This window comes from Microbacterium sp. 4-7, from assembly GCF_014332665.1.
Taxonomy (GTDB): domain Bacteria; phylum Actinomycetota; class Actinomycetes; order Actinomycetales; family Microbacteriaceae; genus Microbacterium.
The window spans coordinates 379236-405177 of the sequence record NZ_MCRH01000005.1 but is presented as its reverse complement, the minus strand read 5'-3'; the positions used below and the strand labels follow the sequence as shown (position 1 = coordinate 405177).

22 protein-coding genes are annotated in these 25942 nt (G+C 69.0%); 12 read left to right on the top strand and 10 right to left on the bottom strand.

All coding sequences use genetic code 11. The annotated features are described in order from the left end of the window. Positions 1-21 precede the first annotated feature (21 nt). From BEP68_RS12005 to gabT, 3 genes are read right to left on the bottom strand one after another with little or no spacing between them, the layout of a single operon-like run. Entirely contained in the window at positions 22-1470 is a 1449-nt protein-coding gene (locus BEP68_RS12005; protein ID WP_187250094.1) for an aldehyde dehydrogenase family protein, read from the bottom strand. Next, entirely contained in the window at positions 1467-2651 is a 1185-nt protein-coding gene (locus BEP68_RS12000; RefSeq protein WP_187250093.1) for an acyl-CoA dehydrogenase family protein, read from the bottom strand. Before BEP68_RS12000 ends, BEP68_RS12005 begins: the two co-directional genes overlap by 4 nt. Then, positions 2648-3973, bottom strand: a complete 1326-nt coding sequence (gene gabT / locus BEP68_RS11995) for a 4-aminobutyrate--2-oxoglutarate transaminase (RefSeq protein WP_187250092.1) — start codon at positions 3971-3973, stop codon at positions 2648-2650. Before gabT ends, BEP68_RS12000 begins: the two co-directional genes overlap by 4 nt. Before the next feature lie 89 nt (positions 3974-4062). Here gabT and BEP68_RS11990 point away from each other — a divergent pair, with 89 nt between their 5' ends. Continuing rightward, the gene (locus tag BEP68_RS11990) at positions 4063-5412 is read left to right on the top strand and encodes a PucR family transcriptional regulator (RefSeq protein ID WP_187250091.1); all 1350 of its coding nucleotides are present in this window, start codon (positions 4063-4065) and stop codon (positions 5410-5412) included. On the opposite strand, the gene BEP68_RS11985 is transcribed toward BEP68_RS11990, so the two are convergent. Next, positions 5409-6560 carry a CaiB/BaiF CoA transferase family protein gene (locus BEP68_RS11985; protein ID WP_222839402.1) on the bottom strand — a complete coding sequence of 384 codons (1152 nt, stop codon included), beginning with the start codon at positions 6558-6560 and terminating at the stop codon, positions 5409-5411. The genes BEP68_RS11990 and BEP68_RS11985 overlap by 4 nt on opposite strands. Beyond that, entirely contained in the window at positions 6557-7576 is a 1020-nt protein-coding gene (locus BEP68_RS11980) for a LacI family DNA-binding transcriptional regulator (protein ID WP_187250090.1), read from the bottom strand. The genes BEP68_RS11985 and BEP68_RS11980 overlap by 4 nt, the downstream gene beginning before the upstream one ends. Before the next feature lie 141 nt (positions 7577-7717). Between BEP68_RS11980 and BEP68_RS11975 the strand changes: the two genes are divergently transcribed. The 10 genes from BEP68_RS11975 to BEP68_RS11930 are packed head-to-tail and all read left to right on the top strand — an operon-like array spanning position 7718 to position 18299. Next, entirely contained in the window at positions 7718-9745 is a 2028-nt protein-coding gene (locus BEP68_RS11975; protein ID WP_187250089.1) for a primary-amine oxidase, read from the top strand. 37 nt (positions 9746-9782) lie between these two features. Continuing rightward, positions 9783-11393 carry an ABC transporter substrate-binding protein gene (locus tag BEP68_RS11970; RefSeq protein WP_187250088.1) on the top strand — a complete coding sequence of 537 codons (1611 nt, stop codon included), beginning with the start codon at positions 9783-9785 and terminating at the stop codon, positions 11391-11393. Between the two features lies 1 nt (position 11394). Then, on the top strand, positions 11395-12360 hold the full coding sequence (locus BEP68_RS11965; RefSeq protein ID WP_187250087.1) for an ABC transporter permease: 966 nt from the start codon (positions 11395-11397) through the stop codon (positions 12358-12360). After that, complete coding sequence (locus tag BEP68_RS11960) at positions 12357-13241, top strand: ABC transporter permease (RefSeq protein WP_187250086.1); 885 nt, start codon at positions 12357-12359, stop codon at positions 13239-13241. The genes BEP68_RS11965 and BEP68_RS11960 overlap by 4 nt, the downstream gene beginning before the upstream one ends. After that, positions 13238-14233 (top strand): ABC transporter ATP-binding protein, encoded by a 996-nt coding sequence (locus BEP68_RS11955; protein ID WP_187250085.1) that lies wholly within the window; start codon positions 13238-13240, stop codon positions 14231-14233. Before BEP68_RS11960 ends, BEP68_RS11955 begins: the two co-directional genes overlap by 4 nt. Next, positions 14230-15003 carry an ATP-binding cassette domain-containing protein gene (locus BEP68_RS11950; RefSeq protein ID WP_187250084.1) on the top strand — a complete coding sequence of 258 codons (774 nt, stop codon included), beginning with the start codon at positions 14230-14232 and terminating at the stop codon, positions 15001-15003. Before BEP68_RS11955 ends, BEP68_RS11950 begins: the two co-directional genes overlap by 4 nt. After that, on the top strand, positions 15000-16019 hold the full coding sequence (locus tag BEP68_RS11945) for a P1 family peptidase (RefSeq protein ID WP_232224527.1): 1020 nt from the start codon (positions 15000-15002) through the stop codon (positions 16017-16019). Before BEP68_RS11950 ends, BEP68_RS11945 begins: the two co-directional genes overlap by 4 nt. Next, entirely contained in the window at positions 15989-16666 is a 678-nt protein-coding gene (locus tag BEP68_RS11940; RefSeq protein ID WP_187250083.1) for an FMN-binding negative transcriptional regulator, read from the top strand. The genes BEP68_RS11945 and BEP68_RS11940 overlap by 31 nt, the downstream gene beginning before the upstream one ends. Continuing rightward, a complete protein-coding gene (locus BEP68_RS11935; RefSeq protein ID WP_187250082.1) occupies positions 16663-17763 on the top strand; it encodes a C45 family autoproteolytic acyltransferase/hydolase in 1101 nt (366 codons plus the stop codon). Before BEP68_RS11940 ends, BEP68_RS11935 begins: the two co-directional genes overlap by 4 nt. After that, positions 17760-18299, top strand: coding sequence for a hypothetical protein (locus BEP68_RS11930; protein WP_187250081.1), 540 nt, complete (start codon positions 17760-17762; stop codon positions 18297-18299). Before BEP68_RS11935 ends, BEP68_RS11930 begins: the two co-directional genes overlap by 4 nt. A gap of 29 nt (positions 18300-18328) precedes the next feature. Here BEP68_RS11930 and purH read toward each other — a convergent pair whose 3' ends face one another. The 3 genes from purH to BEP68_RS11915 are packed head-to-tail and all read right to left on the bottom strand — an operon-like array spanning position 18329 to position 22002. Then, the gene (gene purH / locus BEP68_RS11925; RefSeq protein ID WP_053099011.1) at positions 18329-19936 is read right to left on the bottom strand and encodes a bifunctional phosphoribosylaminoimidazolecarboxamide formyltransferase/IMP cyclohydrolase; all 1608 of its coding nucleotides are present in this window, start codon (positions 19934-19936) and stop codon (positions 18329-18331) included. A gap of 40 nt (positions 19937-19976) precedes the next feature. Then, complete coding sequence (gene purN / locus BEP68_RS11920; RefSeq protein ID WP_187250080.1) at positions 19977-20564, bottom strand: phosphoribosylglycinamide formyltransferase; 588 nt, start codon at positions 20562-20564, stop codon at positions 19977-19979. Between the two features lie 43 nt (positions 20565-20607). Beyond that, a complete protein-coding gene (locus BEP68_RS11915; protein ID WP_053099009.1) occupies positions 20608-22002 on the bottom strand; it encodes a DUF6350 family protein in 1395 nt (464 codons plus the stop codon). Between the two features lie 91 nt (positions 22003-22093). Here BEP68_RS11915 and BEP68_RS11910 point away from each other — a divergent pair, with 91 nt between their 5' ends. Next, complete coding sequence (locus BEP68_RS11910; RefSeq protein WP_053099008.1) at positions 22094-23551, top strand: NCS2 family permease; 1458 nt, start codon at positions 22094-22096, stop codon at positions 23549-23551. Positions 23552-23689: 138 nt separating this feature from the next. Here BEP68_RS11910 and sucD read toward each other — a convergent pair whose 3' ends face one another. Further along, the gene (sucD, locus tag BEP68_RS11905; RefSeq protein ID WP_056277351.1) at positions 23690-24592 is read right to left on the bottom strand and encodes a succinate--CoA ligase subunit alpha; all 903 of its coding nucleotides are present in this window, start codon (positions 24590-24592) and stop codon (positions 23690-23692) included. 27 nt (positions 24593-24619) lie between these two features. Further along, positions 24620-25786 carry an ADP-forming succinate--CoA ligase subunit beta gene (sucC, locus tag BEP68_RS11900; RefSeq protein ID WP_187250079.1) on the bottom strand — a complete coding sequence of 389 codons (1167 nt, stop codon included), beginning with the start codon at positions 25784-25786 and terminating at the stop codon, positions 24620-24622. Between the last annotated feature and the right edge of the window lie 156 nt (positions 25787-25942).

Below are 25942 nucleotides of genomic sequence, written 5' to 3'. Positions count from 1 at the left end.
ACGCTGACCCCCGCTGAGAGATCAGCCCTTCAGATACACCGTCGCGGTCTCGGTGAAGAACTCCCGGGCCGCGGCGCCCTGCTCCTTCGGCCCGAGCGCACTCGCGCCGCTGCCGCCGAACGGCACGTGCAGGTCTGCGCCGGCCGACGCCGAGTTGATGTGCACGACACCCGCCCTGATGTCCTCGATCGCGCTGAGCGCATCCGCGAGACCGGTCGTGAAGACCGCGGTCGAGAGGCCGTAGTCGCTGTCGTTGACGAGCGCGATCCCCGCTGCGGTGCTCGATACCCTGCGCACGCCTATCACGGGGCCGAACAGCTCCTCCGTCCACAGCTCGCCCGGGTCGTCCTCATTCAGCTCGAACACCGACGGTGCGATGAAATAGCCGTCGTCGAGGTCGCCGGCCGCGTACGGCTCCGGAGCGACCACTGCTGTCGCAGTCGTTCGCGCGCGCGCGATGGCGGCCGCGACGCGGTCTCGCGCGGAGCCATCGACGACTGGCCCGACCTCGACGGCCTCGTCTTCGGCGTCGCCCACGACCATCCGCTCGGTCCGTGCGGCGAGCCGACGCAGGAACTCGTCAGCGACCGCGTGGTGCACGATCACCCGTGAGGTCGCGGTGCACTTCTGTCCTGCTGCGCGAAAAGCCCCGATCGCCACCTGCTCCACAGCGACGTCGAGGTCTGCGTCGGCGAGCACGAGCGAGGCGTTCTTGCCGCCCAACTCGCCCTGGAACGGGACACCGCGGGCAGCCAGCTGCGCTGCGATGATCCTGCCTACCTTCGTGGAGCCGGTGAAGGTCACCGCGTCCACATCCGGATGCGAGACGATCGCCTCGCCGACGGCGGCCGTGCCGTTCACGAGGTTCAGCACACCCCGGGGCAGTCCAGCCTGCTCGAGCGCCTCGGCGAATCGCATCGCGAGCACCGGCACGAACGTCGCGGGTTTCCAGACCACCGTGTTGCCCCAGACCAGGGCAGGAGCGAGCTTCCACGCCGGGATCGAGATCGGGAAGTTGAACGGCGTGATCGCCCCGACGACGCCCACAGGTCTTCTGATCACGAGGATGCGCTCCCCCGGAGTCGGCGACTCGAAGACACCGCCGCTCTGGCGTTCGACCTCTTGGGCGTGGAAACGGAGGATGTTCGCTGAATGCCCGGTCTCGGCGATCGCCTCTGCGAGCGTCTTGCCCTCTTCGCGGGCGAGCTCCCGACCCCACTCGTCACGATGCGCCTCGATGATGTCGGCTGCACGGAGAAGGATGCCGGCGCGTGCGCGTGCCGGTGTGCGACGCCAACCGTCGAAGGCCGCACGGGCCGCGGCATAGGCGCGGTCAACATCGGCATCCGACGCTCCCGGCCCCTCGGCGACGATGTCGCTCGGTCGGCTCGGATTGACGTCGACGAGGGCCTCTCCCCCACCCTCGACCCAGGTCCCGTCGATGAAGTGGCGCAGGGCGATGACGGTCATGATGCTCCCTCGGTGATGGTGCTGCGGAAGGCGGAGAAGCCAGTGATGTGGGCCCCCAACACGAGTGTGTGCACCTCGTCGGTGCCCTCATATGTGCGGACCGATTCCAGGTTGGCGGCGTGGCGGAGCGGCGAGTAGTCACCGGACACCCCGTTTCCCCCGAGGACGGTCCTCGCCTCCCGGGCGATGGCGATGGCTGCCCTGGTGTTGCTGAGCTTGGCGACCGAGATCTGATGCGGCGCGAGCTTTCCGGCATCCTTCAGCCTGCCGAGTCGCAGAGCGAGCAGCTGGGCCTTCTCGATCTCGATCGCCATGTCGACGAGCTTCTGCTGGGTGAGCTGGAACGCGGCGATCGGCTGGTTGAACTGGATGCGGGTGCGGGCGTACGAGAGGGCCGTGGCGTAGCTGTCGCGCGCGGCGCCGATCACCCCCCAGCCGATGCCGTAGCGCGCCTCGTTGAGGCACGAGAACGGGGCGCGAAGACCGCGAGCCTCCGGAAGCTGCGCGGTCGCCGGCAGGCGCACGTCGGTGAGCGTGATGTCGCACTGGATCGATGCGCGCATCGACAGCTTGGGGGCGATCGGCGTCGCGACGAAGCCGTCGGAATCCGTGGGCACGATGAAGCCGCGAACGCCGTCATCCGTCTGCGCCCAGATGATCGCGACCTGCGCGATGGAGGCGAGACCGATCCACCGCTTCGCGCCGTTGATCACCCAGCCGTCGCCGTCGCGACGAGCGAATGTGGTCATGCTCGAAGGATCAGACCCCGAGTTGGGCTCGGTGAGTCCGAAGCATCCGATCACCTCGCCGCGTGCCATGCGAGGCAACCACTCCTGCTTCTGATCCTCGCTGCCGTGCTTGTGGATGGCGCTCATCGCGAGCGAACCCTGCACCGACACGAAGGTGCGCAGACCCGAGTCGCCCGCTTCGAGCTCCATCGCGGCGAGTCCGTACTCGACCGCGCTTCGACCGGCGCACCCGTATCCCGACAGATGCATGCCGAGCAGTCCGAGCTCGGCCAGCTCCGGCGCGAGCTCGGTCGGGAAGATCGCGCGGTCGTACCAGTCGGCGATGTGGGGACGGATGCGGGCGTCGACGAAGGCACGCACACGGTCGCGCGTCGCCCGTTCGTCGTCGCTGAGCATCTCGTCGAAGTCGAGCAGATCGGGAACGACGGTCATGCTGCGGCCTCCTCGGCGGCGATGGAGCGGATGGAACGGCTGAGGATCTCGAGCCCGGTGTCGAGCACGGCAGGCTCGATCACGAGCGGCGGCAGCAGGCGGATGACGTTGCCGTGCGTGCCGCAGGTCAGCGTGAGCACCCCCGCCGCGTGGCAGGCGGCGGTGACGCGCTGAGCGAGGTCGGCGCGCGGCGCGAGAGTGTCGGGGTCGGCGAATTCGAGGGCCATCATCGCTCCTCGCCCTCGCACCTCGGCGATCACCGGGAGCTCGGCGAGAAGCGGCTCGAGGTGGGCTCGGATGCTCTGTTCGATGCGCGCCACGCCCGGCAGCAGCTCAGGGTCTTCGAGCACGTCGAACACGGCGAGCGCCGCGGCGCAGGCGAGGGGGTTGCCCGCGTACGTGCCGCCGAGGCCGCCCGTGTGCGCGGCGTCCATGATCTCGGCGCGGCCCGTGACGGCGCTCAACGGCAGCCCGCCACCGAGGGCTTTGGCCGTGAGCGTGATGTCGCCCGCGACCCCCTCGTGCTCGCTCGCGAAGAGGCGACCTGTGCGGCCGAGGCCACTCTGGATCTCGTCGATGACGAGCACGATCCCGTGCGTGTCCGCGATCCGGCGGAGCCCCGGAAGGAACCCTTCGGCAGGGACGATGAATCCGCCCTCGCCCTGGATCGGCTCGACCACGAGCGCGGCGAAGTGGTCGGCGCCGTGCTCGATGACGACCCGCTCGATCTCGGCGAGTGCGGCATCGGCGCCTTCTCCACGCAGCGGGTTGGCGTTCGGCCCCCGCACGACGTCGTTCGGGAAGGGGCCGAACGTGGTCTTGTACGGGTGCTCCTTGGCGGTCATCGCCATGGTCAGCAGGGAACGGCCGTGGTAGGCCTCGTCGATCACGAGCACCCCTGGTCGGCCGGTGTGCGCCCGGGCGATCTTCACCGCGTTCTCGACGGCTTCGGCCCCCGTGCTGAACAGGGCGGTGCGCTTGTCGAAGTCGCCGGGCACGTGGGCGTTGAGCCATTCGGCCACCCGCACGAACCCTTCGTACTCGGTCACCATGAAGCAGGTGTGGGTGAAGAGGTCGAGCTGGGCGGCGACGTTCTCACGCACTCGAGGATTCGCCGCACCGACGCTGGTGACGGCGATGCCCGAGGCGAGATCGATGAGCGTGTTGCCGTCGACGTCCTCGAGCGTCGAGGTGCCGGCGCGCGCGATGAAGACGGGAAGGGTGATTCCGAAACCGGAGGCGACGGCGGCGGTGCGCTGAGCGTGGAGCTCGCGCGAGCGCGGGCCGGGAATCTCGGTGATCAGATGCGGAGCGGAGGTCATGAGGTCGACGCTAGATCGCGCCGGAGGCGGCAGGGGCAACACTTCGCCCAGTCTTGATGCTCACCCTGTGCGTACTGCACAATGGCGGCATGGTCTCGCTGGGTGAACTCGCTCTCGCATCGGGCGCCTCTTTGCGCCCGCTCGCACCGTTCGACGCCGCACGCAGCATCACCGGGGTGCATGTCTCGGAGCTCGACGACCCCGGCCGCTATCTCGACGGCGGCGAACTGCTGCTCACCACCGGCATCCCGTTGCACTCCCACTCGGCCGAGGCCTACGTCGACAGACTCGCCGAACAGGGCATCGGCGCGATCGGGATCGGTCTCGGCGAGGGGTGGGAGCACGCGCCGCACGCGCTGGTGGAGCGCTGCCGCGCGACCGGCATACCGATCTTCGAAGTGCCGGACGGCCTCCCGTTCCTCGACGTCTCCCGAGCGTTCTGGTCGCTCGCGGGCCGCGGCGGCCAGGAGGAGGCGATGCGCACCGCGCATGCCCACACCCGTCTCGTGCAGGCCGCGGCCGGGCCTGATCCGATCACCGCGGTCGTGCGGGTGATGGCGCAGGCCATCGGGGGATGGGTCGCGTGGCTGCCGATCGGCCCTGGCGGCTCGACGGACATCCTGCACCCCCCGTCGCTCGAGGGGATGCTGCCCTCCGTGCGCACAGACGTGGAGAGGTCGCTGCTGCGCTCCGGCGTCGAGGCGGCCTCGTTCGTATCGCACGGTTCGACGGTCGTCGCCCATGCGGTGACAGACGGCGAACGCACCCGCGGTGCGCTCGCGCTCGGCGCGGGCAGACCTTTCGGCAGCTCGGATCGCCAACTCGCTCTCACCGCCACCGCATTGCTGCGGCTGCTGAGCGCGCGCGATCGCGGGGGCCCGACGCCCGAGGAATGGATCGCCGAACTCGCGATTCGCGGCGAACCCGCGGCGGCCCGCGCCCTCGCCGGCGCCTCCGGCATCGAGATGCCGATGCTCTTCCGCGTCCTGGCCGGGGTCGGTGCGACCGTCGACGGAGGATTCGGCGCCGGGGCCCCGCATGCGGGCGTGCACCTCACCCTGCTCTCCGCCGAGGCAGACCCGACGCCCGATTCCGGAGTCCTCAGCGGACCGGTCGGCCTGGAAGACGTCGCTGCCGCGACAGCCCGGGTCATCGCCCTCCACCGCGCCGATCCCGGCGCAGGAGCCCGCACCGATCCGGATTCGCGGTCACGCCGCTGGGCTGATCTGCTGGCGCACACCGAGCCGGAACTGCGGCGCACGGTCATCGCGTACCTGCGCAACCGTCATCAGGCCGAGCGGACGGCACGGGAACTCGGCGTGCACCGGAACACCATCCGGCCGAGGATCACGACCGCCGAGAAGACGCTCGACGCTTCGCTCGATGACCCGGATGTCGCGGCAGAACTGTGGCTCGCGCTCCGCGATCGTGGGCTCTAGCGATCGGCATCCAACCAGGCCCGCACGGACTCGTCATGCTCGCCGAGCCGTGGGGGTGCGGACGCCGTCACCGGGATCGCCGGGGACCAGGTGAGCGGTGAGCGGATCTGCCTCGACCGACGCCCGTCGCCACCGACGGCATCCCACACGGGCTCGAGGCCGAGCTCCTCGGCGAGCGCGATCCCGTCGCCGATCGAGTTGACGACACCGGCGGCCACGCCGATGCGATTCAGCCTCGCGGCCCACGCCGCCGCCGTGTCCGCAGCCAGCGCGGACTCGAGCGCGACGACGAGTTCCTCGCGATGCGCGACGCGGTCGGGGTTCGTGAGGAACCGCGGGTCGGCGGCGAGCTGCGCGCATCCGAGTTCCATGGTCATCCGGGCGAACTGTGCGTCGTTGCCGCAGGCGACAGCGATCGGCGCATCGGCGCACCGCAGCGATTCGTAGGGAGCGATCGACGGATGCCGGTTGCCCAGCCTTCCGGGCTCGGTACCCGCTCCGAGGTGCGCCGACATCTGATTGACCAACGCCGCCTGCAGGCTCGACAGCAGGTTGACGTCGATCCTCGAGCCGCGCCCCGTCAGCTCCCGCCTGCGGAGGGCCGCGAGGATGCCGATCACCGCGTCCTTGCCGGTCAGCACGTCCACCAGGGCGACACCGGCCTTCATGGCATCGCCGCCGGTCTCGCCGGTGATGTGCATGAGGCCGCCGACTGCCTGGGCGACGAAGTCGTATCCGGGGAGCGCAGCGCCGTCCCCCAACCCGAAGCCGCTGACCGAGACGTAGACGAGACCGGGATGCTCGGCGGCGAGAGAGTCCCAGTCGAACCCGAGTTTCGCGAAGAGCCCCGGTCGGAAGTTCTCGATGACCACATCGCTTCTCGCGATCAGTTCGCGAGCGCGCGCCGCATCGTCCGGATCGGTGAGGTCGAGAGCCACGGACTCCTTGCCGCGGTTGGCGGATTCGAAATACGTCGTGATCCCTGACTCGGCATAGGGCGGACCCCACGCCCTCGTGTCGTCGCCCGTGCCGGGCCTCTCGACCTTGACGACCCGCGCCCCGAGATCGGCGAGGGTCATGGTCGCCAGCGGCCCCGCGAGCACGCGGGAGAAGTCCGCGACGACGATCCCGTCGAGCGGCGCGCTCACCGGTGCACCCGCAGCGCCTGCGAGGTGGACTCCCGTGCGACGACCGTGATCGGGAACTCCACATCGGTGCCGGATGCCACCCGGCCGTCGAGCAGGTCGATGAGGAGCTCGGCGCAGGCGACTCCCGAGTCGCGGGGGCGCAGATCGATCGAGGTGATCGACGGAGTCAGGAAGGGCAGCGACGGATGGTCGACGCACGAGACGACCGTGATGTCCTCGCCGACCGTGCGACCCAGGCGCCCGAGCACGGCGACGACCTCGATCGCACTCGAGTCCGGGCCGCAGATGATCACGTCGGTGTCGGGATTCGTCTGCAGCAGCCGTTCGGTCGACTCGCGCACCGCGTGCCATGGCGCCTCGAACGAGATCGGCGCGATGACCGGATCGAGGCCGCGTGCCGCGCATCCTCTCCGATAGCCCGAGACGAGCTGGCGCGACCAGTCCGTCGCATCCGGGGCGACCAGCAACGCGGGATGCTGCGCCTCAGTGACGTCGATCTCGTCGAGGAGCCGGAGCATCGCCGCCTCGTGCGATGACCAGATGACGCCGTCGGGAACCCCCTCGATGTCGTCGGGCAGGTGCTCCTGCGTGACGATCGGGATGCCGGAGGCCATGAGCGACGGGAGTCCGGGATCCCCCGAGACCGGGTCGCCGATGATCAACCCGTCCGCCCGGATGGGCCGGGAACGACCGGACGACGCCGACGGGCTCACAATGGTCACGTCGATGTCGTGGGCCGCCGCGCTCGTGACGATTCCGAAGGTGAACGCCATGTAGTACGACGACCGGGACACGACCTCGGGGAGCACGATCCCGATCGTGCCGATCGCGCCGCCGCGGAGGTGTCGCGCCGCCGTGTTGACCGAATACCCGAGCTCGGCTGCTGCCGCCAGCACGGCCTCCCGGGTGGCCGAAGACACGCGACCGCCGCCGCTGAGCGCGTCGGACGCCGTGGTCTTTCCGACCCCCGCGCGCCGAGCGACATCGATCAATCTGGCGCGTCGTGGCTCTTGCATGCGGCCGAGTCTAGCCACACGGAGCAAGCCGTAATCCACTCGAAACACATCGGGTCTTGCGCCGTAACACGCTTTTCGCATACTTTTGCCGGAACGTTCCGGCACGCAGACGTTCCGGCACCGACTTCCGATGGAGACTCCATGAACTGCAGCTGTTCCTCGTCCGACCACGTCCAGCGCTCGCGCCGCCTCGGCGATGAGTCCGGTGCGCCGTACGCGACGCTCTCGGCGGACGAGCTGCAGCGCGCCGCCGAGATCCTCCGCGCTGAAGGCGCACTCGGCGACGAGCACCGCATCGCCTACATCGGACTCGACGAGCCCGACCGCACCGAGGTCGTCGCCGGCCGATCCGTCCCCCGCCGCGCTCGCGTGCAGCTCCTCGACGTCGACAGCGGACGCGCTCGGGCGCTCTCGGTGGATCTCGGCTCCGGCACGCTCGTGAAGGACGTCGACATCGACCCCGAGATCGACGGCCAGGTGCCGCTGCTCCAGGAGGAGCACGTGATCATCCGCGAGCTCATCGGCGCCGACGCGCGCTGGGCCACCGCGCTCTCGGCTCGAGGAATCGACGACCCGAGCACCGTGGCGCTCGCCGGCCTGTCGGCGGGCCGCTACCCGATCGAAGGCGAGAGTGGACGCCGACTGGCGCGCGTGCTCGGGCACCACCAGCCGACCCCGCAGACCATGCCCTGGGCGCACCCGATCGACGGCCTCGTCGCGTACGTCGATCTCGCGAGCCGAACGGTCGTCGACGTCATCGACACGGGGGTGATGCCGATCCCTCAGGAGACCGCCGACTACCACGTGCCAGGCACCTTCGGCCCCGAGCGCACGACGCAGAAGCCGATCGTCATCACGCAGCCGGAGGGACCGAGCTTCTCGTTCGACGGCGACGTGATCTCGTGGGAGAAGTGGTCGCTGCGCATCGGCTACGACATGCGGGAGGGTCTCATCCTGCACGGCATCGGCTTCGAGGACGACGGACGTGTGCGTCCGATCGTGCACCGCGCCTCGATCGCCGAGATGCTCGTCCCTTACGGCGACCCGGGGCCGGTGCGCTTCTGGCAGAACTACTTCGACACCGGCGAATACCAGCTCGGACGACTGGTGAACTCGCTCGAACTCGGCTGCGACTGCGTCGGCGACATCACCTATCTCGACGTACCGATCGCCGATGCGCGAGGGAACGTCAAGGTTCTGCCCAACGCCATCTGCATCCACGAGGAGGATGCCGGTGTGCTCTGGAAGCACACCGAGCAGTTCACCGGCTCGAGCGATGTGCGACGACAGCGCCGCCTGGTCATCTCGTTCTTCGTCACCGTCGGCAACTACGACTACGGCTTCTACTGGTACCTCTACCTCGACGGCAAGATCGAGTTCGAGGCCAAGGCCACCGGCCTCGTCTTCACCGCCGCCTACGACGAGCGCACCAGCCGGTTCGCGAGCGAACTGGCACCGGGCCTTGCCGCCCCCTACCACCAGCATCTGTTCTGCGCCCGCCTCGACATGGCGGTCGACGACGGCCCGGCCGTGATGGACGAGATCGATGTCGGAGCCCTGCCGATCGACGACCACAACGTGCACGGCAGCGCGATCGGCTTCACGACCACCCGGCTGCGGAGCGAGCAGGAGGGACGCCGTCGCGCCAACGCGACGGTCGATCGCACCTGGCGCGTGAGCAGCGCGACCGCGAAGAATCGTCTCGGCCGACCGACCTCCTATGTGCTGGCCCCTGAGGGCAAGCCCGTGCTGCTGGCGCAGCCCGAATCGGTGATCGCGTCGCGTGCACGGTTCGCGATGTCCGATCTGTGGGTCACCGCCTACGACCCCGACGAGCGCTACCCCGCCGGCGACGTCGTCAATCAGAGCGCGCCCGAGCAGGGGCTCCCCGCCTTCGTCGCCGACGACGCCTCGCTCGACGGCGCCGACCTCGTGCTCTGGCATACGTTCGGTCTCACCCATTTCCCCCGCACCGAGGACTGGCCGATCATGCCCGTCGACACGTGCGGGTTCACCCTCAGACCCCACGACTTCTTCGACCGGAACCCGACCCTCGACGTCCCGGCCTCCCCCACCGCATGCGCCTGCGCTCACGAGGACACAGGCACTGCGCACTCCGAGCACCACCTGCATCACCTCTCTGTCCGCCCGTCGTCGCACCACGGCTGATCAGCCGTCGTCCGGCATCCCGAAGGGAAACACCGACATGCACACAGCAGCTCGCGCGGGGGTGGCGATGTCCGCCATCGCCGTCCTCGCACTCACCGGATGCGCAGCCGGCGCCTCACCAGACACCGAACCGACACAGGAAGAGGCGGCACCCGGCTTCCTCGCCGTCGCCGACGACGCATTCGACGACGGTGGCGACCTCGTCGTCCAGGTCGACTACGACACCGCAGAGGCCGGCGGTCTCGACCCGCAGGGTGCGGCGACCGCGCGCTCGTGGATGCTGGAGGGACTGTCGTACGAGACCCTCACCACGATCGACGAGAATCTCGACGTCGCGCCGTCTCTCGCCACCTCGTGGAAGACGCCGAGCGACACCGAGTACGTCTTCACGCTCGCCGATGACGCGGTGTTCTCGAACGGCCGTGCCATGACGGCTGCCGATGTCGCCGGCAGCCTGCAGCGTCTCATCGACACCCCGACCACGTGGACGGGTCAGCTCGGCCCGATCGCCTCGATCGAGGAGACCGGCGATCTCGAGGTCACGGTCACGCTGTCTGAGCCCTACGCACCGTTCCTCGCCGCGCTGGCGAACACCCCCGCCGCCGTCCTGCCCATGGCCGAGATCGAGGCAGGCGAGATCGACATCACGACCGAGATGGTCGGCACAGGCCCCCTCGTCGCGACCGCGCACCGACAGGATGAGGAGTGGACGTTCGAGCCGAACGAGCACCACCCCGACGCCGCCTCGCTGGGCTTCTCGACGCTGACGATCGACATCGTCGGCGATGAGGCCACCAGGGCCGCAGCCCTCCGCGACGGATCGGCCGACTTCGCCGTGCTCAACTCCATCGACTCGGCGGAGCTCCTGGCGAACGCGCAGGAGGTCAGCGTCGTCGGACAGAAGAACACCGACTTCCACTACCTGATGATCAACTCCCTCACGGGCGATGAGGCGCTGCAGGATGAGGACGTGCGCTTCGCCATCAACAGCGCGATCGATCGTGATGCGATCAACGAACTCGCATTCGGCGGCTCGACCGCGGCCACCGGGGTCACCCCCGCCGGTCTTCCCGACTCGTGCCTCGCCGCGGACCTCCCCTCGGCCGCACACGACGTCGCCGCGGCGAAAGCGGTGATCGACGAGGTCGGAGGCCTCGAGCTCGACCTCGTCGTGTACACCGATGAGCCGGTACTTGCCCAGATCGCTCAGGTCATGCAGCAGAACCTCGCCGAGATCGGCGTGACGGTCGAGATCCAGCAGGTCGATTACGCCACCTACTCCGATCAGGTGTACGGCAGCCCCGCGACATTCGACCTCGCTTTGAGCTGGTTCGCCGGCTACGCGGATCCTGCGATGGTCACGACCTGGTGGAACCCCGAGGTCGCCGGCTTCTCGGCCGTCTTCATGAAGGGCTCCGACGAACTCGACGGGCTGATCGCCGACGGATACTCGACCGAGCCGGGGGCCGACCGGGCCGCCGTGTTCGAGAACCTCTGCGCCGTCGCCGACGAGCAGAGCGAGATGGTGCCGCTGGTACTGCGTCCGTCCACGATCGGATGGAACACCGAGTCGTTGTCGCCGACGCTCAGCAACGACGAGGGCTACGGCAACTTCCTGCGCTACATCACCCAGTTCCGCGCCAGCTGACATGGCCGTCGCTCTGTGGTCGCTCCGGCGCATCGGCGCCGCACTGGTGACGCTCGTCGTCGTCTCGGTGCTGATCTTCGCGTCCGTCCGTCTCATGCCGGGCGACTACATCGACCTCGTCCTGGGTCCGCTCGCCACCGAGGCGCAGCGGGCCCAGGCGGTGGCCGAGTCCGGGCTCGACGACCCGGTCGTCGCGCAGTACTTCCACTGGCTGTTCGGCGTTCTCACCGGTGACCTCGGCTACTCGTTCGTCTCGAACGTGTCGGTCACCGACGAGTTCGCCGCACGCCTTCCCGTCACGGCGACGATCGCGCTGCTGACGATCATCGTCACCCTGCTCGTCGGCATCCCGCTCGGCTTCTTCGCCGCCCTGCGATCGGAGGGTTCGGCCGGTGCCGTCGGCCGGATCGTCAGTGCGCTCGGCATCAGCATCCCCGAGTTCCTGCTCGCGGGCGTCGTGGTCTTCGCCGTCTCGACCCTCGGGCTCGGCGTCTCGGTCGGCCGGTTCGCGCCGTTCGCCGTCGACCCTGCGCGCTTCTTCGGGGCGCTCGTGCTTCCGGTCACGGTCCTCGCCGTCGGCTGTGTCGCCGTCGTGGCGAGGAACACCAGGGATGCCGTCATGAACGTCCTCGTCGAACCGCACGTGCAGGCTGCCGTGGCACGAGGCGAGACCCCCTGGTTCATCATCCGTCACCACGTGCTCCGCAACGCGGCAGCCCCCATCCTGACGATCGTCGGCGCTCTGATCGCCGTCCTCCTCGGCGGCACAGTGATCGTCGAGTTCGTGTTCAACATCCCGGGCATGGGCTCGTACCTGCAGACGGCTCTCGGGCGGCGCGACTACGCGATCGTCCAGAGCGCGGTGCTGCTCGCCGCCATCGTGTTCATCGTCGCGAGCCTGCTCGTCGACCTCATCGCCAATGCGCTGGACCCCCGTCTGCGCCTGACCGGAGGGAGCCGCCGATGACCATCGCCCCCACAGCCACGCACCGCGTCCGCGCGGCGGGCGACGCGACGCGCGGCGCCTGGCGTCGCAGCGATGCCGTGCTGCGCACCGCGATCGTCGTGCTCGGTCTCGTCGTCGTGATCACCGTGATCGCCGTGCTCGCCGGCCTCGCCGGGTCGACGACCGCGACGGTCGGCGGCAGGCTCGAGAGCCCGTCGGCGCTCGCGCCGTTCGGCACCGACAACCTCGGACGCTCGCTCCTCCCCCGCCTCTTCCAGGGCACGGCGACCACCCTCGTCGTGTCGATCGTCGCCGTGGTCTGCTCGGCGGTGGTCAGCACCGTGCTCGGAATGCTCGCCGGCTACTACGGCGGGGCGGTGAACGAGGCGGTGATGCGCGTCGCCGACGTGCTCTACGCGTTCCCCGCTCTCGTGCTCGCCATCCTCGTCTCCGCCCTCCTCGGGCCCGGTCGGCCGGCGGCGATCATCAGCATCGTCGTCATCACCATCCCTCTCATGACCCGCGTGGTGCGCATCGCGACCCGGGCCGTGGCCGAGCGGGACTTCATCGTCTCTGCGCGCATCAGCGGAGTCCGAACCCCGGTGATCTTCGTCCGTCGACTGCTGCCGAACATCGCAGGGACCATCGCCGTGCAGGCGAGCTACGCGCTCTCCGTCGCGATCCTCATCGAGGGAGGACTGAGCTTCCTCGGCTTCGGCGTGCAGGCTCCTGAGGCATCCCTCGGCCTTCTCATCCAACAGGGGATGCTGTACATGACCCAGGCCCCCCAGCTCGTGATCGTCCCCGGCGCCGTGCTGGTGGTCTCGATCCTGTGCATCAACATCATCGGCGACGGCCTCCGTGACCGATTCGAACCGCGAGAGACGAGGTCCCTCCGATGACCGCCGTACGCATCAGCGATCTGGCACTGGAGTTCACGGGCACCACCACTGTCAGGGCTCTCGACGGGGTCGACCTCGACGTCGCAGACGGCAGTTCGGTCGCGATCGTGGGCGAGTCGGGATCCGGCAAGTCGACGCTCGCCTCCGTCATCGGCCGCCTGCAGCCGCGTTCGGCGCAGATCGTCAGCGGCCTGATCGAGGTCGACGGGATCGACGTGCTCGGTCTCGACGACGACGAGCTGCGCGGCTACCGACGCGACACCCTCGCCTATATCGCGCAGGATCCGATCGGCTCGCTCGATCCGACGATGCGCATCGGCGCCCAGCTGAAGCTCGTGCTCCGCGCGGTCGGCGACGACGGCTCTCCCCGCCGCCAGGTCGAGCTGCTGGAGGGCATGCAGATCGCCGATCCCGCGCGCGTCATCCGACTCTTCCCCCATCAGATCTCGGGCGGGATGGCCCAGCGTGTGGCCATCGCGATGGCCATGTGCCGCCGCCCCCGGCTGCTGATCGCCGATGAGCCGACCGCGGCGCTCGACAGCCAGGTGCGCGAAGAGGTCATCCGGCTGCTGTTCGCTCAGGCGAAGGAGCAGGGCACGACCATCCTCTGGCTCAGTCACGATCTGCCGGCCGTCGCGCGCTGGTGCGACGAGGTCGCCGTCATGTACGCCGGCCGGGTCGTCGAACGCGGTCCGGCATCCGCGGTGCTCGGCACCCCGGTGCACCCGTATGCTCGAGCGCTCGCGGCGACGGATCCCTCGCGTGCGAAACGGGGAGAGCGGCTCTCGAGCATCCCGGGCTCCCCTCCGGTGCTGCATGGCGAGGCGGAGGGCTGCGCCTTCGCCACACGCTGCGCTCATCGGATCGATGCGTGCGAGGTCGTCAGGCCCGAGCCCGTGTCGCCACGGCACAGCCTCTGCATCCGCACCGCGGATCTCGTGCTGGCCGATCGGCGAGCAGGACTCATCCCCGACGAGGAGGTGTCGGCATGAGCGCGTCCTCCGCGACTCCGACCGTCGAACTCGACGACGTCAGCGTCGTCTTCCCATCGGGCTTCGGCGCGGGTCGACGAGAGGTCAGAGCCATGTCGGGAGTCTCGTTCTCGGTGGCGCCGGGTGAGACGCTCGGCCTCGTCGGCGAGTCCGGCTCGGGCAAGACGACGACAGGGACAGTCGTGCTCGGATTGCAGCACCCCGACTCCGGGGCCGTGCGGTTCCAGGGAGCGCCGCTCGCCAGGAGCCTGCGATCCCGCGCCGGGCGGATGCAGGCGGTCCTGCAGCATCCGCGATGGGCGCTCGACCCGCGCTCGACCGTGCTGTCATCGGTGCTGGAGCCCGTGCTCGTGCACGAACGTCGCACGCCGGCGACCGAGGAGCGGGCCCTGGCGATGCTCGAGAGCGTCGGACTACCGGCCTCGTTCGCCACTCGCCGTCCCCACCAGCTCTCGGGAGGACAGCTGCAGAGAGTGAGCGTCGCACGTGCGCTCGTGACCCACCCCGCCTTCATCGTCTTCGACGAGGCCGTCAGCGCGCTCGACGTCTCGGTGCAGGCGCAGATCCTCAACCTCATCCAGGACCTGCAGGCGGAACACGGCTTCGCCGCCCTGTTCATCTCGCACGACCTGGCGGCCGTCCGCTACATCTCCCATCATGTGGCGGTGATGCGCGCCGGCGAGATCGTCGAGCACGCCCCGACCGAGGTCTTCTACGACCTGCCCAGCCATCCCTATTCGCGTCAACTGTTCCAGGAGCTCTCATCGTGACCGACACCCACCGTCTCGCCCCGGTCCTTGCCGCAGGACCACGTCGATCCAACGGCGACTACGCCCTCTCCCCTGTGCACGGCACCGATCGTGGGCGGGTCGAGTACGACTTCCCCGGCGTGCTCCTCGGAACGGCCGAATACACCGAAGGTCCGACCGGAGCGACGGTGCTGTCGATCCCAGCCGGCGCTCGGACATTCACCGACCGGCGCGGCGGCGCCGTGGGCGCCAGCGGACTGTACGGATACAACCACGCCATCTGCCTCGCCGGAGGTTCGGTGTACGGCCTCTCCGCCGTGGCGGGCGTGTCTGAGGCGCTGTTCGAGCGCGCCGAGCACCGCTCCGGTTTCGACCAGCTGCAGCTCGTGTCGGGCGCCATCATCTACGACTACTCGGTGCGCGAGAACTCCGTCTTCCCCGACACCGCGCTCGGCAAGGCCGCCCTGCAGGCCGCACGTCAGGGCGTCGTCGAAGTGGGCCGCGTCGGCGGCGGCGCCTCGGCCTCATCCGGAAAGGTCGACCCCGCCCGAGTGGAGTTCACGGGCCAGGGAGTCGCATTCCGCCAGGTGGGTGATGTGAAGGTCCTCGTCGTGACGGTGCTCAACCCCTACGGAGTGATCCTCGATCGCTCGGGCAGGATCATCCGCGGCAACTACGACGCGAGCACCGGCGAGCGCCGCCACCCGGCGCTGGACTACGAAGAGGCGATCGGGGAGTCCCGACTGGTCGACTCGATGTCGGGCAACACGACGATCACCGCGGTCGTGACGAACGTGCAGCTCACCGACACCGAGCTCAAGCAGTTCGGCCTGCAGGTGCACAGCTCGATGCACCGCGGCATCCAGCCCTTCCACACCCCGCTCGACGGCGACACGCTCTTCGCGCTGACGACCGACGAGGTCGCGCTGCCCGAGAATCCCAGCTCGTCCCGGGGCCGGCTCTCGCTGAACTCCACCGCCGTCGCCACCCTCGCGGGCGAGACGGCGTGGGACGCGATCCTCTGCGCGGCGGGCTGACCGTGTACGAGTTCGAGAAGTACCTCGCCCCCTCACAGCACGAGGTCAACGAGCTGGTCCGCCGACACCCGTTCGCGCTCATCGTGACGAACGGCGGCGGCGCGGCCGGCGCACCCACGGTCACGCACACCCCGGTGATCATCGAGCGGATGGCACCGGACGGCGGCTTCGTCGGCGGAGAGCTGCTCGGCCATATCGCGCGGAAGAACCCGCAGTGGCAGCAGATCACCGACGGCGACTCGGTGCTGCTGGTGTTCTCCGGCCCCCACGACTACGTGTCGCCGACGACCTATGCCGATGACCCCAACGTGCCGACGTGGGACTACGCGGCCGTGCACCTGACGGCCAGGGTGACCGTGCTCGAGGATGCGAGCGACGGCATGCATGTCGTCACACGAACCGTCGAGGAGCTCGAGAACCTCGAGCAGACGGCGTGGGACATGCAGAGCTCGCTGCCCACGTTCGAGCGCATCGTCGGGGGGATCGTGTCGTTCCGGTTCGAGATCATCGAGCAGCGCGCGGTCTTCAAGGTCAGTCAGGACAAGCCCCTCGAGGTGCGCGAGCGCGTCGCCGCCGCATCCCGTGCCCGCGGCTGCCCGTATGGCGACGTCGCCGAACTCGTCGAGCGCATCGGAGGAGACCGGTGATCGTCCACGAGTGGTCTGCGGAGGCAGGCGAGCCGCAGGAGGAAGGACGCCGGTTCGGTGCCCACTGGTCGCCTCAGCTGGCCGCCGCCCGCGACTCGTACCTGAGACTCTTCGCGCAATCGGGTGTTCCCGCCGAGCGCGCCCGAGCGGTCGCCGACGAGTGCCGGGCGATGACCGAGACCCACGCCGCCGAGATCGCCGACGAGTTCGTCGGGATCGCCGAGGGCAGCGGCCTGTCGCTGACCGACGTGCATCTGCTGACCGCTCGCACCGAGATCCTGGCGCGCATGACGCCGTCGATGGAGTGCTCGACGGTCGTGTACGCGCCCGATGACGCGAGCGCACCCCGCACTCTGCAGACCTGGGACTGGCACGAGACGCTGTCGAACGAGACCGTGGTGCGGCGCCTGCGATCGGCATCGGGAACCGGTGTCGTGACCTTCTGCGAGTTCGGGCAGCCGGCGAAGATCGGCGTGAACGATCGAGGCCTCGGACTCCACTTCAACATCCTCCATCACCGATCCGACGGATCGCAGGCCGGGGTGCCCGTGCACGTTCTCGCCCGCATGATCCTCGACCGTGCGTCGACGGTCGCCGACGCGGTCGAGATCGCCCGGAGCGTCCCGCTCGCAGCGTCCAGCGTCCTGACCGTCGCGGCCTTCGACGGCCAGGCGGCCGAGGCCGCAGCCGTCGAGGTCTCCCCCGCGGGGGTCGCGGTGCTGCCTGTTCCCCGCGGACGCACCTTGGCCCACACGAATCACTTCCTCGACGAGACCCTCGCCGCCGGCGAGTACTCGCCGTACGAGACCACGAGCGTGCCTCGATACCGGTGTCTGACGGAGGCAGCGGACCTTGCTCGGATCGTGGATGATCGCGAGCGGGCCCTCGCGTTCGGAGCCATCCCCGACGCACCGATCTCGGTGCGCGCGCGGCCCGATCAGCCGGAACACCTCCGCTGGGAGACGAAGCTCACGGTCGCTCTCGACGTCGCGACGGGTGCTCTGTCCTTCGCCGCCGCGGCGCCGGCCGACGTCGTCGACGCCGAGTGGCGTCGTGTGGGCATCCTGAGCGACGTGCGTCCCGCGTCCATCCGATGAACGACCTCCTGCACCTCGGCGCCTTGGCACTGGCGACGATCGGTGCGGGGTCGTTGATCGGCATGCGGCATGGAGTCGGTGCTCCCGAGATCGCGGCGGCCGTACTCATGCTGGCGGGCATGGGCGATGCCATGACGGTCGCGCTGCTGCCTCCCGTCGTGTGGTTCGCCCTGATGCTCCCCGCCGCGCTCGTTCTCGCGATCCGCTGCCGGGCGCCGGCTGTGCTCGGAGACCGGATCGCGCGCGCAGGCGGCAATCTGTCGGCCCACCTGGCACTCGGACTCGTCTCGACCGCCGCGCTGATCCTGCTGATGGCGGCGATTCCCGGGACCGACGTCACCGACGCGGCCGTCTCTTCCACGCACTCGCACGGTGGGGGCGCAGGGATGCCGCAGGTGCTCGGCGTGACTCTCGGACTCGGAGCGATCCTGCTCTCGACGATCGCACTGCGCTCGGAGCGGTCCTGGCTCCACCGAGTGCATCACACCACGATGACGGCATCGACGGTGGCGATGTCCGCCATCGTGGTGTTCTGAGCGCCGGCCGTCATCGACGGCCGGACGACTCAGTGGAAGAAGTGACGCTCCCCGGTGAAGAACATCGTGACGCCGGCCTTGCGTGCGGCGTCGACGACCTCTTCATCGCGCACCGAGCCACCGGGCTGCACGATCGCGGTGACGCCCGCGTCGATGAGCACCTGCGCACCGTCGGCGAACGGGAAGAAGGCATCGGAGGCAGCGACAGAACCGGCTGCACGATCACCGGCTCGCTCGACCGCGAGGCGGCACGAGTCGACACGGTTGACCTGACCCATGCCGACACCGACCGTGGCGTTGTCCTTCGCGAGCACGATCGCGTTCGACTTGACGGCGCGGCACGCCTTCCACGCGAAGATGAGGTTCTCCATCTCCTCGTCGCTGGGGCGCTCGCCCGAGACGAGCTCCCAGTTCTTGGCGACCGAGACGATGTCGTCGGGGAAGCGATCGGCATCCTGCAGCAGAAGTCCTCCCGAGACGAGGCGCACATCCATGCGCTCCTGCTGCCAGTCCTCCGGCAGCTGCAGCAGACGCAGGTTCTTCTTCGCCTTGAACACCTCGAGGGCTGCGGGTTCGAACGACGGCGCGACGATGACCTCGGTGAAGATGTCCTTCAGATTCTCGGCCATCTTGAGGGTGACGGTGCCGTTCGCGGCGATCACTCCCCCGTACGCCGACACCGGATCGCACTCGTGGGCGCGGATGTGCGCGCTCGCGATCGGGTCGAGGGCGTTCGGGGCGGTCGTGGCGATGCCGCACGGGTTCGCGTGCTTGATGATCGCGACGGCCGGCTTCACCATGTCGTAGGCGGCGCGCAGCGCGGCATCCGCGTCGACGTAGTTGTTGTACGACATCTCCTTGCCCTGCAGCTGCGTCGCCTGGGCGATGCCGTGGCCGCCGACACGCGTGTAGATCGCGCCGCGCTGGTGCGAGTTCTCGCCGTAGCGCAGCGTCGCCAGCAGCTCGGCCTGGATCGTCAGGTGCGTCGGCAGGTCCTCGCCCTCGCCGAGCGTGCCCTCCGCGAACCATGAGGCCACCGCGGTGTCGTAGGCGGCGGTGTGGGCGAAGGCGCGGGCCGCGAGCTCGCGGCGCTGCGTCAGCGTGGTGCCGCCGTTCTCGATGGCGCTGATGATGCCCGGGTACGACTGCGGCGAGACGACGATCGCGACGTTCGCGTGGTTCTTGGCCGCGGCGCGCACCATGGCGGGGCCGCCGATGTCGATCTGCTCGACCACGTCGTCGCCCTCAGCACCGGAGGCGACCGTCTCGACGAAGGGATACAGGTTCACGACGACGAGCTCGAACGGCGCGATGTCGAGATCCGCGAGCTGACGTTCGTGATCCTCGAGGCGCAGGTCCGCGAGCAGACCGCCGTGGATCTTCGGGTGCAGCGTCTTCACACGACCGTCGAGCATCTCGGCGACTCCCGTGACGGCGGCGACGTCGGTGACCTCGAAGCCCGCCTCGCGGATCGTGGAGGCCGTCGAGCCGGTCGAGACGATCTGCACGCCCGCGCCGGCGAGAGCGGCGGCGAGATCGAGCAGACCGGACTTGTCGCTCACCGAGACGAGTGCGCGGCGAACCGGGACGGTGTCGCGATCGCGGTACAGCGAGTGGTCGTGGCGGGGGCCGGCCATGATGGGCTCCTTCGTGCGAGGGGGGCGTGCGTGGATCGGTTCAGGATGCTGAGGTCAGCGAGAACTCACCGGTCGCGATGCGGCGCACCACGTCGATGAGAAGTCGGCGCTCGACGGGCTTGATGCGCTCGTGGAGGCTGTGCTCGGTGTCACCGGCGACGACCGGCACGCGCTCCTGCGCAAGGATCGGGCCGGTGTCGACGCCGTCGTCGACGACGATCACGCTCGCGCCGGTCTCCGAGACGCCCGCGGCGAGCGCGTCGCGCACTCCGTGTGCGCCGGGGAACTCGGGCAGGTATGCGGGATGCGTGTTGATCAGTCGTGGCGAGAGGTCGGCGACGAGGGCGGCAGGAAGCAGACGCATCAGGCCGCTGAGCACGACGAGGTCTGCGTTCCAGACGGCGAGCTGGCGGCCGAGCTCTTCGCCCCAGGCTTCGCGCGATTCGTGCTCGTGCCACGGAACCGTGAAGCTGGGGATGCCGAATTCCTCGGCGTGAGCCAGGCCATCGGCTTCGCGGTCGGCGCCGACGACCACCACCCGCGCAGGGAAATCGGGGTGGCGAGCAGCCTCGAGGAGGGCGCGAAGGTTCGAGCCGGTGCCCGAGATGAGAACGGCGACCGTGAGCACGCGCCCAGTCTACCGGGGCCGATGGGAGGCCCCGAGCCGCATGTCAGCCGACGGGATCGCGCGGATCGCGCCGCGGGAGCCGGAATCCGCCCGCGTCATCCAGCGGCGCCGTGTCATAGGTCGACGGTCCGTCCGGCCAGCCGACCGTTCCGTCGCTGGGATCCGTGCGTGCGTTCGACACCGCATCGGATGCCGTCATCTCGGCGACCCAGCGGTCGGTGCGCTCTTCCGCGAGCTCATCGCGATTGCGGGGCGACAGGAGCAGGATCGCTGCGCCGAGCAGGACCTCTCCCCCCAGCGCGAGAGCGAACGGCAGCGGGGCAGGCCCGGCTTCGGAGAGCCGCCCCGGCCCCATCGACCCTCCGGCGAACAGGGCGGCGATCGCGGCGACAGCGGCGGTCAGCACGCCGATCCCGATGGCGATCGTCGCACGGGGGGCGAGGCCGAGCGGCGTGCCCTCCCAGACGAGGCGGGACCGGACCGCCCAGCCGGCGAAGGCACCGGCGCCGATCGGGAGGATGATGACGATGAGCATCCAGATCGACGTGCTCTCGGGAAGCAGCCCCAGCACGGGGATTCCGGGGACCACGCCGAGCTGGGTGCCCGCCGGGGACACCGCTGTGCCGACCCCCACGGCGAATCCGGGTCCGGCGAGCCAAGACGCCGCCCAGACGAGGATGGTGGGCAGATAGGCGAGATGCCCGAGAGTGATGACTCCGGCGCCGAGCGCATCGACCCGCGCCGCCTGGAAGAGAGCCACCATCTCGCCGCCTCGTGCCGCCGTGAGCACGGCGACAGCCACTGCGGAGACTGCAGTGGTCCCCACGACGGCGAAGGCAGCTCCGCGCACGGCCGCACTCGGAACCGGCCCCCAATCGCCCCACGAGTCGACGACGTCGTGGATCCGGTCGAGGAAGCCGCCGTCACCGTCCTCCCAGGCGATGCGGACGGCACCGCACACGGCGCCCACGAGATAGACGGCTGTCGGAAGCAGGATCGCCTCGACGACGGGCGTCTCGACGGCTCCGAGATGGGCGGTCAGTGCGACTCCGGTCGCGATCGCCGCGAACGTGAGGGAGCCGGAGAGCGAGCCGAGGAGCCAGGCCCCCGCGCGCGCGGCGCGGGTGCCGGAGCGGGCTGCGAAGAGCAGCGTGAAGATCAGGAACGCGAGCGGTGTCACCGAGAGCGTGAAGGCGGCGGCCGCCGGTGCGATGCCCGTCGTGCGGAGCACCTCGGTCGATACGTCGATGCTCAGCGGCACGCCGTGACCGAACTGCCACAGGGTGCCGGTGAGCGGCCAGAGCGCTCCCCAGTCGGCCGTGACGCCGAACGAGAGCGTCCAGAGAAGGGTGAGCGGCGCCAGCAGGACCACGAGACCGACCGCCGCAGCGATTGCGGCATCGAAGGCGGCGAGGAGCGCGACGAGGAGGCGTTGCATATCGAATCGAGACTACGACGAGAACCCTGTCGTCGCCTGTGGGCGCGCGCGACTCGGGCGACACGATATCGTCTCCAGCGGAGGTTTCCCGATGACAACTGCCCCGTCCCCCACCCGCTCAGAGGCCCAACCCAAGAACGCCCTCGACCGCTTCTTCGAGATCAGCAAGCGCGGATCCACGATCGGCACCGAGATCCGAGGGGGCCTGGTGACCTTCGTCACGATGGCCTACATCGTGATCCTCAACCCGATCATCCTGTCCGGCTCGGCCGACGTCGCCGGCGACACGCTCGATTTCAGCGCCGTCGGCGCCGCCACCGCGTTGACCGCCGGCATCATGACGATCCTGTTCGGTCTCATCACCCGCCTGCCGTTCGGCTTCGCCGCCGGCCTCGGCATCAACGCCTTCGTGGCGTTCTCGGTCGTCGGTCAGGTCACCTGGCCCGAGGCGATGGCTCTCGTGATGATCAACGGTCTCGTCATCGTGCTTCTCGCGGCGACCGGCCTGCGCAAGATGATCTTCGACGCGGTCCCGTTCCAGCTGAAGATCGCGATCACGGTCGGAATCGGCCTGTTCATCGCCTTCATCGGGTTCGTGAACTCCGGCTTCGTCACCGCGACCGGCAGCGCATCTCCGCCGGTCGGTCTCGGCGTCGGCGGATCGGTCGCGACCGTGCCCACCGTGCTGTTCATCGTCACGCTCATCGTCACCGGCATCCTGGTCGCGCGCAAGGTCAAGGGCGGGCTGCTCATCGGCCTCGTCACCGGCACCGTCCTCGCGGTGATCGTCGAGGCGATCTGGCATCTCGGAGCCGCATCCGACGACAACGCGGGCGGCTGGGGGCTCACGGTTCCGACTCTCACGGGATCGCCGTTCGGTCTGCCCGACCTGAGCCTGGTCGGCGCGGTCGACTTCAGCTTCGACTTCAGCAAGGTGAGCCTCGTCGCGATCGTGATGATCGTGTTCACCCTCGTCTTCTCGAACTTCTTCGACGCCATGGGCACCATGACCGGTCTCGCCAAGGAGGCCGACCTCGCGAATGAGAACGGCGACTTCCCGCGCATCAAGTCGGCGCTGGTCGTCGAAGGTGTCGGCGCGATCGTCGGTGGTGGTACGTCCTCGTCGTCGAGCACCGTGTTCATCGAGTCCGGAGCGGGTATCGGCGAGGGTGCGCGCACCGGATTCGCCAACCTGATCACGGGTGGCATGTTCCTGCTCGCGATGTTCCTCACGCCGCTCACCTCGATCGTCCCGACCGAGATCGCGGCCGCCGCGCTCGTGATCGTCGGCGCGATGATGATGGCGCAGATCAAGTACATCGACCTCACGGAGTTCGACGTGCTGCTGCCCGTGTTCCTGACCGTGACCGTGATGCCGCTGACCTACTCGATCGCCAACGGAATCGGCGCCGGCTTCGTCAGTTGGGTGCTCATCCAGGCGTTCTCCGGCAAGGCCCGCAAGATCAGCCCGCTGCTCTGGATCGTCGCCGTCGGCTTCGTGATCTTCTTCGCCCGAGGTCCCATCGAGGCGCTCTTCGGCGTCGCCTGAGCGACGACGAACAACACGAAGGGCGGATGCTGCGGCATCCGCCCTTCGTCGTCCCTACGCACCTGGCGTGTCGAAAGCGTCCGGGCATAGAAGAAGGCCCCGGAGTGGAGTCCAGGGCCTTCTCCTCCAGTCTAGCGCTTAGAGCGACTCGACGATCTCACGCATGAGTGCGGCCGTCTCGGACGGCGTCTTGCCGACCTTGACCCCGGCGGCCTCGAGGGCCTCCTTCTTCGCCTGGGCGGTGCCCGCGGAGCCCGACACGATCGCGCCGGCGTGGCCCATGGTCTTGCCCTCGGGAGCCGTGAAGCCCGCGACGTAGCCGACGACCGGCTTGGTGACGTGCGCCTTGATGTAGTCGGCCGCGCGCTCTTCGGCGTCGCCACCGATCTCGCCGATCATCACGATCGCCTTGGTCTCGGGGTCGGCCTCGAACGCGGCGAGCGCGTCGATGTGCGTCGTGCCGATGACGGGGTCGCCGCCGATGCCGATGGCCGTCGAGAAGCCCAGGTCGCGCAGCTCGAACATCATCTGGTACGTCAGGGTGCCCGACTTCGACACGAGCCCGATCGGTCCCTTTCCGGTGATGTTCGCCGGCGTGATGCCGACGAGCGCCTCACCGGGGGTGATGATCCCGGGGCAGTTCGGTCCGATGATGCGAGTCGTGTTGCCCTTGCTCTGGGCGTACGCCCAGGCCTCTGCCGAGTCGCCGACGGGGACACCCTCGGTGATCACGACGAGCAGCGGGATCTCGGCATCGATGGCCTCGATCATCGCGTCCTTGGTGAAGGCGCCGGGCACGAAGGCGATCGACACATCTGCGCCGGTCTCCTTCATGGCCTCGGCGACCGAGCCGAAGACGGGGAGCTCGACGGCGTTGCCGTCCTTGTCGGTGTGCGCGACCGTGGTGCCGGCCTTGCGTGCGTTCACGCCGCCGACGACCTGGGTGCCGGCCTTCAGCATGAGCGCCGTGTGCTTGGTGCCCTCGCCGCCGGTGATGCCCTGGACGATGACCTTGGAATCCTTGTTGAGGTAGATCGACATTTCTCTAGTCCTTGTGTCTCTCTGCGATCAGGCGTTGGCGAGTTCGGCGGCCTTGTCGGCGCCTTCGTCCATGGTGCTGGCGAGCGTGACGAGCGGGTGCGCGTACTCGGCGAGGATCGCACGACCCTCGTCGACGCGGTTGCCGTCGAGGCGCACGACCAGCGGCTTGGACGCCGTGGAGCCGAGCGTCTCGAGTGCGCCCTTGATGCCGTTGGCGACGGCGTCGCACGCCGTGATGCCGCCGAAGACATTGACGAACACGCTCTTGACCTGCGGGTCGCCCAGGATGACGTCGAGGCCTGCGGCCATGACCTCTGCCGAGGCGCCGCCGCCGATGTCGAGGAAGTTGGCGGGCTTGACGCCGTTGTGGTTCTCGCCGGCGTAGGCGACCACGTCGAGCGTCGACATGACGAGACCTGCGCCGTTGCCGATGATGCCGACCTCGCCGTCGAGCTTGACGTAGTTCAGACCGCTCTTCTTGGCCTTGGCCTCGAGCGGGTCCGCAGCGTCCTTGTCCTCGAGCGCCTCGTGCTCGGGGTGGCGGATCTCGGAGGCGTTGTCGTCGAGCGTGACCTTGCCGTCGAGCGCGATGATGTCGCCCTCTTCGGTGCGGACCAGCGGGTTGACCTCGACGAGAGTCGCGTCCTCGCCCTTGTAGACGTCGAAGAGCTTGACGAACACGTCGGAGACCTTCTCGACGAGGTCCTCCGGGAAGTTGGCGGCGCGAGCGATCTCGACGGCCTTCTCCTTGTCGATGCCGGTCAGCGGGTTGACCTCGACGCGCGCGAGCGCCTCGGGACGCTCGACAGCGAGCTCCTCGATCTCCATGCCGCCCTCGACCGAGCAGAGGCTCAGGTACGAGCGGTTGGCACGGTCGAGCAGCACGGAGAAGTAGAACTCCTCAGCGATGCGGGCACCCTGCGCGACCATGACGCGCTTGACGATGTGGCCCTTGATGTCGAGACCGAGGATGGCCTTGGCCGCCTCGTACGCCTCGTCGGGGGTCTTGGCGACCTTGACGCCGCCGGCCTTGCCACGACCACCGGTCTTGACCTGGGCCTTGACGACGACGACGCCGCCGATCTTCTCAGCGGCTGCCTTCACCTCCTCAGGGGTGTCGGCGACGATGCCGGCGAGGACCGGCACTCCGTACTTCTCGAAAACGTCTCGTGCCTGGTACTCGTACAGATCCACTGTGCTTCCTTCACTGGGCTGCGGCCTGGAATTCTCTCGATGTCGAGACATCGATCAATCCCCCAGCCTACTACCGCCGCCTGAGCGCCCCTACGTCCGCAGAGCGCGGGCGACGAGCCGATGCCGTCCGGTAGCATTCTTGTGCGTTGAATCAGG

What these genes read in the sequence shown, in the direction of transcription:
- purH (WP_053099011.1), bottom strand. Translation starts at nt 19,936, where the DNA reads ATGGCCGGCCCCCGCCACGACCACTCGCTGTACCGCGATCGCGACACC.
- BEP68_RS11990 (WP_187250091.1), top strand. Translation starts at nt 4,063, where the DNA reads ATGGTCTCGCTGGGTGAACTCGCTCTCGCATCGGGCGCCTCTTTGCGC.
- sucD (WP_056277351.1), bottom strand. Translation starts at nt 24,592, where the DNA reads ATGTCGATCTACCTCAACAAGGATTCCAAGGTCATCGTCCAGGGCATC.
- BEP68_RS11965 (WP_187250087.1), top strand. Translation starts at nt 11,395, where the DNA reads ATGGCCGTCGCTCTGTGGTCGCTCCGGCGCATCGGCGCCGCACTGGTG.
- BEP68_RS11975 (WP_187250089.1), top strand. Translation starts at nt 7,718, where the DNA reads ATGAACTGCAGCTGTTCCTCGTCCGACCACGTCCAGCGCTCGCGCCGC.
- BEP68_RS11980 (WP_187250090.1), bottom strand. Translation starts at nt 7,576, where the DNA reads ATGCAAGAGCCACGACGCGCCAGATTGATCGATGTCGCTCGGCGCGCG.
- BEP68_RS11955 (WP_187250085.1), top strand. Translation starts at nt 13,238, where the DNA reads ATGACCGCCGTACGCATCAGCGATCTGGCACTGGAGTTCACGGGCACC.
- BEP68_RS11930 (WP_187250081.1), top strand. Translation starts at nt 17,760, where the DNA reads ATGAACGACCTCCTGCACCTCGGCGCCTTGGCACTGGCGACGATCGGT.
- BEP68_RS12005 (WP_187250094.1), bottom strand. Translation starts at nt 1,470, where the DNA reads ATGACCGTCATCGCCCTGCGCCACTTCATCGACGGGACCTGGGTCGAG.
- BEP68_RS11970 (WP_187250088.1), top strand. Translation starts at nt 9,783, where the DNA reads ATGCACACAGCAGCTCGCGCGGGGGTGGCGATGTCCGCCATCGCCGTC.
- BEP68_RS12000 (WP_187250093.1), bottom strand. Translation starts at nt 2,651, where the DNA reads ATGACCGTCGTTCCCGATCTGCTCGACTTCGACGAGATGCTCAGCGAC.
- gabT (WP_187250092.1), bottom strand. Translation starts at nt 3,973, where the DNA reads ATGACCTCCGCTCCGCATCTGATCACCGAGATTCCCGGCCCGCGCTCG.
- BEP68_RS11915 (WP_053099009.1), bottom strand. Translation starts at nt 22,002, where the DNA reads ATGCAACGCCTCCTCGTCGCGCTCCTCGCCGCCTTCGATGCCGCAATC.
- BEP68_RS11960 (WP_187250086.1), top strand. Translation starts at nt 12,357, where the DNA reads ATGACCATCGCCCCCACAGCCACGCACCGCGTCCGCGCGGCGGGCGAC.
- BEP68_RS11950 (WP_187250084.1), top strand. Translation starts at nt 14,230, where the DNA reads ATGAGCGCGTCCTCCGCGACTCCGACCGTCGAACTCGACGACGTCAGC.
- BEP68_RS11910 (WP_053099008.1), top strand. Translation starts at nt 22,094, where the DNA reads ATGACAACTGCCCCGTCCCCCACCCGCTCAGAGGCCCAACCCAAGAAC.